Below are 8,536 nucleotides of genomic sequence, written 5' to 3'. Positions count from 1 at the left end.
CCTCCCTCACCGCGCCAGGGCGTCGAGGCTCACCTCGGCGCCCTCCGCGGTGAGGGAGGACAGCATCACCACCGGGCAGGGCCGCTCCAGCATGATCCGGTCGAGGCAGGCGAGCCCGTCGAGGCCCGGCATGGTCACGTCGAGGGTCACCACGTCCGGCTCGAAGCGGGGCAGGAGATCGATGGCTTCGAGACCGTCGCGGGCGAAGGCCACCTCGAAATCGCCCTCGGCGGCGAAGATGCCGCCCAGGACCTTGCGCATCAGGGCCGAGTCGTCGACCACGAGAAGGCGGATCATGCCGGCGCCCCCCCGGCTGACGCCGCGAGGCCGAGGAGCGCAGCCGGGTCGAGCAGCGGCAGGGGGCCGTCGCGCAGCTCCGCCACCCGGGTCACCGCCGCGTCCGGGCCGGCGGGCCGGGGCGGCACGGGCCGGATCGCCCCTTCCTCCGGCCGCACCAGCCGCATCGCGCCATCGACGAGGAGGCCGGCCCGCACGCCCCCCGCCTCGACCACGACCAGGCGCTCGCGCCCGGTCCCGGGTCGAGGAGGCAACCCGAGACGCCGGCCGAGGTCGAGGCCCGGCAGCGCCCCGCCGCGCCCCGCCAGCATCCCGGCAAGCCCCTCGGATGCGGGAGATGTCCGCCGCGGCACCCGGGTGAGCGCGGCCGGTGCCCGCTGCACGGCGCGCACCGCGCCGGCCGGCAATCCGTAAGCCCTCCCGGCGAGGGCGACGACCACCATCGGCTCCGTGCGCGCGGCGAGGGACGGCTCGGGCACCCCGCCCGGTACCCCCTCGCCGACCAGGGCCGGCGCCGACAGGAGGCAGACGAGGGTGCCGCCGTCGAGGCGGACGAAGCCGGCCGCCGGCCCGGCCCGGCGCAGGGTCCGGGGCACCGGGTCGATCGCCTCCGGGCTCACGCGCAGCACCGGCCCGATCCGCTCGGCCACCAGCCCGACGCCGCGGACTACCGCGACCCGGCGGCCGGCGGCGGCCCCGAGCCCGAGCCGGGCGGCGAGGGAGAGGAGCGGCAGCGCCCGCCCGCGCCAGGGCATCGTGCCGAGGGAACCGGGCCCGGCCTCAGGCCGCGTGGCGATGGTTTCCGGCAAGCCCGCCACCGCCTCGACCGCGTCGAGCGGCAGGGCATAGGGGCGCCCGGCGACCGTGAGCGCCAGCAGGGCGATGCCGTGGGCGCGGTCCGGGGCGGCCCGGGCCGCCGCAAGCGGGGCGGCGTCGGCGAGTCCCGCCACCCGCCGGGGCAGCAGCCCGGCGACGAGGCCCGGCAGGTCGAGGATCGCCGCCGCGCCGGGATCCGCCGCCAATCCGACGACGCGGGGAACGAGGAGCCCGACCGGCTCCTGCGCCTCGGCCAGCACCATCCGGCCCGCCGGCACCGGGCGCCGGTCGGGGGCGAGCAGCCGGGCGAGGTCGAGGACCGGGAGCGCCGCGCCGCGCCGGTCGGCGAGGCCGACGAGCGCGGCCGGCGCCCCGGGCACCCGGGTCAGGGCCGGGACCGGCGCCAGGGCGCGCACCCGCTCCGCCGGGAGGGCGACGCGCCGGCCCTCCGGGCCCGCGGCGAGGGCGACGACGAGGAAGCGGTCGGGCCCGGCCTCAGCCATCCGCGCCCTGCAGCTCGTCGGCAAGCAGCGCGATCTCCTCGACCGCCGCCGCCAGGTCCTCGGCCCCTCGGGCCTGCTGGCGGGCGGCGGTGGCGGCCTCGGTCGAGGCCCGGTCGGCCTCCTCGGCCGCCGCGGCGATCTGGCGGGCGCCCGCCGCGATGCCGGCGGCGGCGGTGAGGATCGCCACGGCGCCGTCGGCGATCTCGCGGTTGGCTCGCTCCAGCTCGCCCACATCGGTCTCGACCGCGGCGAGGCCCGCCGTGAGGGTGCGGTTCTTCGCCACCTCGGCCTCGGCCGCCGCGACGGAGCGTTCGAGGGCGCGGCGCAGGGAGGCGGCGCCGTCCCGGATCGTCCGCACCGTGGCGCGGATCCGCTCGGCGCCGCCCGCGGCATCGCGCGACAGCGCCCGGATGTCGCCCGAGACCAGGGCGAAGCCCTGGCCCGCCTCGCCGGCGCGGGCGGCCTCGATCGCGCCGCTCACCGCCAGCATGCCGATCTGCACGGCCACCAGCGCGATGCCTTCGACGATCGTCTCGATGCGCCCGGTGCCCGCCTCGACCGCGCCGAGGCGGTCGAGGGAGCCGCGCATCCCGTCGAGGGCCTGCCCGACGCCGTCGGCGAGGGCTTCGACGGTGCCGCGGGCCTCCCGGAGGGCGCCGGCGATCGCCGCGACCTGCGCCAGCGCGCGATCGGCCCCGGTGCGGGCGTCTTCGGCCACGCGTTCGATCTCCGCCATGGCCGCGGCGGATTGCCGGGCGGCGGCGCTCTGCAGGGTCAGGCCGCGGCTGATCTGGTCGATGGCGGCCAGGATCTCGGCGGCGGCGCCGGACAATTCCTGGATCGAGGCCGAGAGCGCGTCGGCGGCGCTCCCGATCTCCTGAGCGCTCGCGACCTTCTGGGCACTCGCTCGGCCGGCGCCGGCGCTCAGGGTCTCGGCCAGGGCCGCCAGCGCTTCGGCGGTGGCCTGGCCCTGGTCGAGAGCCTCGGTCTGCTGCGCCACCGCGGCCTGCGCCTCTTCCGCCGCGGCGGCCTGCTGCTCGGCGGCGGACGCGACCTGCTCGGCGCCGCCTTGCGCCTCGCGGGTGGTCGCCTCGGCCCGCAGGGCCGCGGCCAGGATGCCCTGCGCCCCTTCCGCGAGGCTCCCGAGATCGGTCCGTGCCGCCTCCAGCTGCCGGGCGACGCGGGCGCCCGAGGCAGCCTCAGCCACGGCCCGGGCGGCGGCTTCCCGGATGGCGCCGCCGAGCGCTCCGATTTCGGCCCGGATCGCCTCGGCCCGCTCCCGCACCTCCCCGGCGCCCGTCTCGGCGGTCTCGGCCAGTGCCCTCACCTCGTCGGCGACGACCGCGAAGCCGCGGCCGTCCTCGCCGGCGCGCGCCGCTTCGAGGGCGGCGTTGAGGGCGAGGAGCCCGGTCTGGTCCGCGATGCCGCCGATCGTGCCGGTCACCTCGCCGATGCTCGCCGCGCCCCGGTCGAGGTCGCCGACGATGCCGACCGTCACGGCCTGCCGCCCGGCCTCGGCCTCGATCGCGGCGACCGACTGGGTGGCCTGGGCGCTCGCTTCGGCGAGCAGGGACTGGAAGGCGGCGGTGCGCTGGCGCGACAGGTCGGCCCGCTCCCGCGCCTCCCCGAGGCGCCCGACGATCGCCGCCACCGCCGCGAGGGATTCCTGCGCCGCCCCGGCGGCCTCCTCGGCTCCGGCGGCGATCTGCTCCATCCCCCGGCGCAGCTCCTCGGCCGCCGCCGAGGCCTCGGTGACGCCGGCGGCCAGCTCCTCGGTGGCGGCGCCCAGGCGCTCGGTCGCCTTCTGCCGGCGCGTGTCCGCTCCCTCGGCCGCCCGCCCGCGATTCCGGCTGCGCCGGGTCGCCGGCGCTTGCGCCGAGTCCGGCACCGCGGAGGCCCCGCCGTCCCGGCGGCCCGCCGCGGCCGCATCCGCGAGCTTCGCCTTCTTCACCAATGCCATTGCAGCCAAGATCCGCTCGCGCCTGAGCAAGATCCGCTCGCGCCTGAGCCGGTGTGCCGGAGGTGGGCGGCGGGGGCAAGCGCGGAGGGCGCATCGGGTTGGGGAGTAGGGCATCGGTCCGCGGACCCGCAGGCAGGGGCGCGTTCGGCCCTGCGGCCCGCCGCCGGGCCCGGCCGGCGTCGCCGGCTACCCGGCCCAGCCCAGATCCCGGCTGATCCCCCCGGCGACCGCCCGGACCGTCTCGGCCAGGGCCTCCATCCGGGGCTCGTCCATGTACTGCACCGTGCTGGTCACGCTGAACGCCGCGACGATCGCCCCGCTGGCATCCCGGATCGGGCCGGCGACGCAGCGCACCTCGGGCTCGTTCTCCTCGCGGTCATAGGCGATGCCCCGCGCCGCGTAGGATCGCATCCGGTCGAGCCAGGTCCCCAGGTCCGGGCTGTGGCCGCCCCGTGCGTCCCCCAGGCGGTAGAAGTCCCGCCAGCGCGCCTCGTCGAAGTCGAGGATCAGCGCCTTGCCGAGGCCCGTCGACCAGACCGGCTGACGCTCGCCGACGCGCGAGCTGATCTCGATGCGCCGGCGCCCGGGCAGCTTGTCGAGGTAGAGCGCCCAGTCGCCCTCCAGCACGCCGAGATGGATCGTGTCGCCGCATTCCGCCGACAGGCGCTCGAGATGGGGCCGTGCCACCCGGGTCACCGGCACCGCCTGCTGGGCGCGAAAGCCCAGTTCGAGGAGCTTGGGGCCGAGGGCGTAGCCGTCCCGCGGCGCGAAGGTGAGATAGCGCTGCTCGACCAGGGCCGCGGCGAGGCGGTGGGTGGTGCTGCGGGTGGTGCCGAGCGAGGCCGACAAGGCCGCGAGGTCGCGGGCACCGCCCGCCACCGCCTCCAGGATGGCGAGGCCGCGCAGCAGCGTCTGGCTCCCAGGTGCGGCACTCCCAGGTGCGGCACTCCCAGATGCGGCACTCCCTGGTGCCGCGCCCGGCTCCCCGGTTGACGGCTTCGAGGCCATAGGCGTATCGTCCCACATACAAGAACAAGATCCCAATATATGGGATCGATTGGTGCGGCGCCAGGGCCGTGCCGGAGGAAACCGCCGTGCCGACGACCTCCGTCCCGCCCTGCCCCGCGCCCGCAGACCTGCGCGCCGTGAGGCATGCGCCCCGATTCCCAGGAGGTTCGACCCGATGAAGCTGTTGCGCTACGGCCCCGTGGGCCAGGAGAAGCCCGGCCTGCTCGATGCCGAGGGCCGCATCCGCGACCTGTCCGGCCATCTGCCCGATCTCGGCCCCGCCTCGCTCGGCCCCGAGGCGCTGTCCCGCCTGGCGGCGATCGATGCCGCCAGCCTGCCGGTGGTCGAGGGTGCGCCGCGCCTCGGCACGCCGGTGGCGAATGTGGGCAAGTTCATCGCCATCGGCCTCAACTTCGCCGATCACGCCGCCGAGTCGAACCTGCCGGTGCCCAAGGAGCCGATCGTCTTCACCAAGGCGATCAGCTCGCTGTCGGGCCCGAACGATCCGGTGATGCTGCCGAAGGATTCGGTGAAGAGCGACTGGGAGGTCGAGCTCGGCATCGTGATCGGCCGGCGCGCGTCCTACGTCGAGGAGGCGCAGGCGCTGGACTACGTGGCCGGCTACTGCCTCGTCAACGACGTCAGCGAGCGCGAGTACCAGATCGAGCGCGGCGGCACCTGGGACAAGGGCAAGGGCTGCGACACGTTCGGGCCGGTCGGCCCCTGGCTCGTCACCTCCGACGAGGTCGGCGACCCGCAGAATCTCGACATGTGGCTCGACCTCAACGGCCGCCGCATGCAGACCGGCAACACCCGGACGATGATCTTCACCTGCGCGCAGATCGTCTCCTACGTCAGCCGCTTCATGACCCTGATGCCCGGCGACATCATCACCACCGGCACGCCCCCCGGCGTCGGCATGGGCATGAAGCCCGAGGCGGTCTTCCTGAAGGCCGGGGACGTGATGACGCTCGGCATCGAGAAGCTCGGTGAGCAGCGCCAGGACGTGACCGCCTGGCAGCGCCGGGACTGAGACGGATGACCTTCCCCCACCGCTTCGCGGGCCGCACCGCCCTCGTCACCGGCGGCGCTTCCGGCATCGGCCTGTCGGTCGCCGCGCGATTGAAGGACGAGGGCGCGACGGTCGCCCTCTGGGACCTGAACGAGGAGGCCCTGGCCAAGGCCAAGGCCGAATCCGGCGCCGCCGACGCGCGGACCCTCGACATCGCGGATTCCGCCGCGGTCGAATCCGCCATGCGCGAGACCCTGGCGGCCCTCGGGGGCCGGCTCGACGTGCTGGTCTGCAGCGCCGGCATCACCGGGCCGAACACGACCTTGCGCGACTATCCCGTCGAGGCCTGGCAGCGGGTGATCGACGTCAACCTGAACGGCCTGTTCTACTGCAACCGTGCCGCGGTGCCGGCGATGGAGGCGGGCGGCTACGGCCGCATCGTCAACGTCGCGTCGATCGCCGGCAAGGAGGGCAACCCCAACGCCTCGGCCTATTCGGCCTCCAAGGCCGGGGTGATCGGGCTGACGAAGTCGCTCGGTAAGGAGCTGGCGAAGTCGGAGATCCGGGTGAATTGCGTCACGCCGGCGGCGGTGCGCACCGCGATCTTCGACCAGATGACGCAACAGCACATCGACTTCATGCTGTCGAAGATCCCGATCGGCCGCTTCGGCGCCATCGACGAGGTGACGTCGCTGATCTGCTTCCTGGCGAGCGAGGAGGCCTCGTTCTCGACCGGCGCGGTGTTCGACGTGTCGGGCGGGCGGGCGACCTATTGATCCTGTCGCCCTCGCTCAGGCGGGGGCGGCACCATTTTGCTCTCCCGGGAAATTCTACGCTTTCACGGTAGACGTGAAATCAGACCACTGCTCGACCCGAAATGCTCGTATATCTCTGACGCATCGAGGAAACCACGCCAAAGCCTTGAGTGCGGTGATCGCCGCAAACAACTTGGCGAGGTCTTCGGTCTTGCTGACGTAGGGGCTGCCCTGAACCCAGTCGATGCCGTGTCCGGCCAGAGTCGACCGAATGTCTGCATAGGCCTGGGCGACGCCTCGTCGGTGATGCTGTTGGGTTTCGGCCACCACGAGATCGAACGCGATGGCGAACATCAATGCTCCCTGGGATCATCGAGAATATCTGTGAAACGATAATCAAGCTCTTCGCCCGTCTCGACGAGCCGCACTCGCATCAAGCAATCATCGTCGCTCAGCATCTGACCGACATCGACGATCTCATAGACCGGGCCGGTCACGCCGAAGCGCCGCCACGTCCCAATCAGGTTCTGCGGCTGTGGCAGGGGCGAAGATCCGAGGCGGCCTTCCATGCCGCCATCGTAGCCGATCGAGGCACGCGATGCCACGTCGTGCCCGGCCGAACTCGGAACAACCACGCTGTCCGCATCGCCCCCCAGCCCGCCCCATCGCGCGCCGGCCGGCGATCCATCGGGAGGACCCCATGACCACCGCATCCATGACCACCGTCGCGGGCGCCGCCGCCCCGCCGGGCGGGGACGAGGCCCTGCGCCGCCAGGTGCTGGCGAAGCTCCGGCCGCGCATCGTGCTCTATTGCTTCGTCCTGTTCATCATCAACTATCTCGACCGGGTGAACGTCGGCTTCGCGGCGCTTCACATGAACAAGGATCTGGGGCTGTCGGCCACCGCCTACGGGCTCGGCGCCGGCATCTTCTTCCTCGGCTACATCGCCTTCGAGGTGCCGAGCAACATGATCATGCACCGGGTCGGGCCCCGGCGCTGGATCGCCCGGATCATGGTGAGCTGGGGCCTCGTCTCCGGCGGCATGGCCTTCGTGCAGGGGGAGTGGAGCTTCTACGCCATGCGCTTCCTGCTCGGCCTCGCCGAGGCCGGCTTCGTGCCCGGGATCCTGCTCTATCTCACCTACTGGTACCCGGCCCGCGACCGCGCCAAGGCGACCGCCGGCTTCATGACCGCGACGGTGCTCTCCAGCGTGATCGGTGCCCCGCTCTCCGGCTGGATCCTGTCCGCCAACCCGACTTGGCTCGGCCTCGCCGCCTGGCAGTGGCTGTTCATCCTCGAGGCGGCGCCTGCGGTGGTCCTCGGCGTCGTGACGTACTTCTACCTCGTCGACCGGCCCGAGGACGGGCGCTGGCTCGATGCGCAGGAGCGCGCCTGGCTGATCCGGACGCTGGCCGAGGAGAACCGGCAGGTCGAGAGCGTCGGCTCGCACGAATTCCGGGCGATCTTCCGGGATTACCGGGTGTGGCTGCTCACCCTCGTCTACATGTTCAACGCGGTGGCGGTGTACGGCGTGGTCCTGTGGCTGCCGCAGATCGTGCGCAGCATCGGCGGCCTCACCGACCTGCAGACCGGCTTCGTCACCGCGATCCCGTTCGTCTTCGCGGCGATCGGCCTCGTGGTGGTGGCGCGTTCCTCCGACCGCACCGGCGAGCGCAAGTACCACACCGCCCTGTCGGCGCTGATCGGCGGGCTGTTCCTGGCCGCGAGCGCGGTGGCGCCGACGCCGCTCCTCAGCCTGCTGCTCCTCTGCGCCGCCGCCTTCGGGGTCTGGGCCCTGCTCGGCGTGTTCTGGGCCCTGCCGACCCAGTTCCTCGCCGGGGCCGCCGCCGCCGGCGGCCTCGCGATGATCAACGGGCTCGCCCAGATCGCCGGATTCGGAGGGCCTTACCTGGTGGGCTGGATCCGCGACGCGACCCAGAGCTTCACCCCCGCCCTCCTGGCGCTCGCCGCCGGGCCGGTGATCGCCGCCGTCCTGTGCCTGGCCGTGCGGGTGCCGCGCGACCCCGCGGCCTGACGCAACCGCCGCGCGGGCGTGAGCTCGCGCGGTCCCCCGTCATTCGCAAGGCTGTCCGGGACAGGAAGGGGCGGCAGGCTCGAACCGCCCCGGGTGCCGGTATGGCCACACGCTTGCACGGGAGAAGAACCTTGCACGGGAGAAGAACCT

The 8,536-nt window shown here is 73.8% G+C and carries 8 protein-coding genes and 1 pseudogene; 3 read left to right on the top strand and 6 right to left on the bottom strand.

Features of this window, described 5'->3' with window-relative positions:
* Positions 1–12: 12 nt before the first annotated feature.
* The 4 genes and pseudogenes from VQ03_RS06340 to VQ03_RS06325 all read right to left on the bottom strand — a co-directional run.
* Positions 13–297 (bottom strand): annotated as a pseudogene (locus VQ03_RS06340) (response regulator); the annotation flags it as partial.
* Positions 294–1,616, bottom strand: a complete 1,323-nt coding sequence (locus VQ03_RS06335) for a chemotaxis protein CheW (RefSeq protein ID WP_053078429.1) — start codon at positions 1,614–1,616, stop codon at positions 294–296. The gene VQ03_RS06335 and the pseudogene VQ03_RS06340, both read right to left, overlap by 4 nt.
* Positions 1,609–3,576: a methyl-accepting chemotaxis protein gene (locus tag VQ03_RS06330; RefSeq protein ID WP_048450028.1), complete on the bottom strand. Its 1,968-nt coding sequence runs from the start codon at positions 3,574–3,576 to the stop codon at positions 1,609–1,611. The genes VQ03_RS06335 and VQ03_RS06330 overlap by 8 nt, the downstream gene beginning before the upstream one ends.
* Before the next feature lie 186 nt (positions 3,577–3,762).
* The gene (locus VQ03_RS06325) at positions 3,763–4,584 is read right to left on the bottom strand and encodes an IclR family transcriptional regulator (RefSeq protein ID WP_083467815.1); all 822 of its coding nucleotides are present in this window, start codon (positions 4,582–4,584) and stop codon (positions 3,763–3,765) included.
* A 175-nt stretch (positions 4,585–4,759) separates the two neighbouring features.
* Here VQ03_RS06325 and VQ03_RS06320 point away from each other — a divergent pair, with 175 nt between their 5' ends.
* Entirely contained in the window at positions 4,760–5,617 is an 858-nt protein-coding gene (locus VQ03_RS06320; RefSeq protein WP_048450027.1) for a 2,4-didehydro-3-deoxy-L-rhamnonate hydrolase, read from the top strand.
* Positions 5,618–5,622: 5 nt separating this feature from the next.
* Positions 5,623–6,372 carry an SDR family NAD(P)-dependent oxidoreductase gene (locus tag VQ03_RS06315; protein ID WP_048450026.1) on the top strand — a complete coding sequence of 250 codons (750 nt, stop codon included), beginning with the start codon at positions 5,623–5,625 and terminating at the stop codon, positions 6,370–6,372.
* A gap of 54 nt (positions 6,373–6,426) precedes the next feature.
* On the opposite strand, the gene VQ03_RS06310 is transcribed toward VQ03_RS06315, so the two are convergent.
* Both VQ03_RS06310 and VQ03_RS06305 read right to left on the bottom strand, forming a co-directional pair.
* Positions 6,427–6,705, bottom strand: coding sequence for a virulence factor (locus VQ03_RS06310; RefSeq protein WP_048450025.1), 279 nt, complete (start codon positions 6,703–6,705; stop codon positions 6,427–6,429).
* Positions 6,705–6,986: a DUF5397 family protein gene (locus tag VQ03_RS06305; RefSeq protein ID WP_245291985.1), complete on the bottom strand. Its 282-nt coding sequence runs from the start codon at positions 6,984–6,986 to the stop codon at positions 6,705–6,707. Before VQ03_RS06305 ends, VQ03_RS06310 begins: the two co-directional genes overlap by 1 nt.
* Before the next feature lie 65 nt (positions 6,987–7,051).
* Here VQ03_RS06305 and VQ03_RS06300 point away from each other — a divergent pair, with 65 nt between their 5' ends.
* On the top strand, positions 7,052–8,386 hold the full coding sequence (locus VQ03_RS06300; protein ID WP_083467814.1) for an MFS transporter: 1,335 nt from the start codon (positions 7,052–7,054) through the stop codon (positions 8,384–8,386).
* Positions 8,387–8,536 lie beyond the last annotated feature (150 nt).

The organism is Methylobacterium tarhaniae (assembly GCF_001043955.1).
GTDB classification, from domain to species: domain Bacteria; phylum Pseudomonadota; class Alphaproteobacteria; order Rhizobiales; family Beijerinckiaceae; genus Methylobacterium; species Methylobacterium tarhaniae.
This window is presented reverse-complemented; position numbering and strand designations above follow the sequence as displayed.

Excerpts from the sequence above, each read along its gene's own strand:
- VQ03_RS06335 (WP_053078429.1), bottom strand. The coding sequence starts at position 1,616 with ATGGCTGAGGCCGGGCCCGACCGCTTCCTCGTCGTCGCCCTCGCCGCG.
- VQ03_RS06330 (WP_048450028.1), bottom strand. The coding sequence starts at position 3,576 with ATGGCATTGGTGAAGAAGGCGAAGCTCGCGGATGCGGCCGCGGCGGGC.
- VQ03_RS06325 (WP_083467815.1), bottom strand. The coding sequence starts at position 4,584 with ATGGCCTCGAAGCCGTCAACCGGGGAGCCGGGCGCGGCACCAGGGAGT.
- VQ03_RS06320 (WP_048450027.1), top strand. The coding sequence starts at position 4,760 with ATGAAGCTGTTGCGCTACGGCCCCGTGGGCCAGGAGAAGCCCGGCCTG.
- VQ03_RS06315 (WP_048450026.1), top strand. The coding sequence starts at position 5,623 with ATGACCTTCCCCCACCGCTTCGCGGGCCGCACCGCCCTCGTCACCGGC.
- VQ03_RS06310 (WP_048450025.1), bottom strand. The coding sequence starts at position 6,705 with ATGTTCGCCATCGCGTTCGATCTCGTGGTGGCCGAAACCCAACAGCAT.
- VQ03_RS06300 (WP_083467814.1), top strand. The coding sequence starts at position 7,052 with ATGACCACCGCATCCATGACCACCGTCGCGGGCGCCGCCGCCCCGCCG.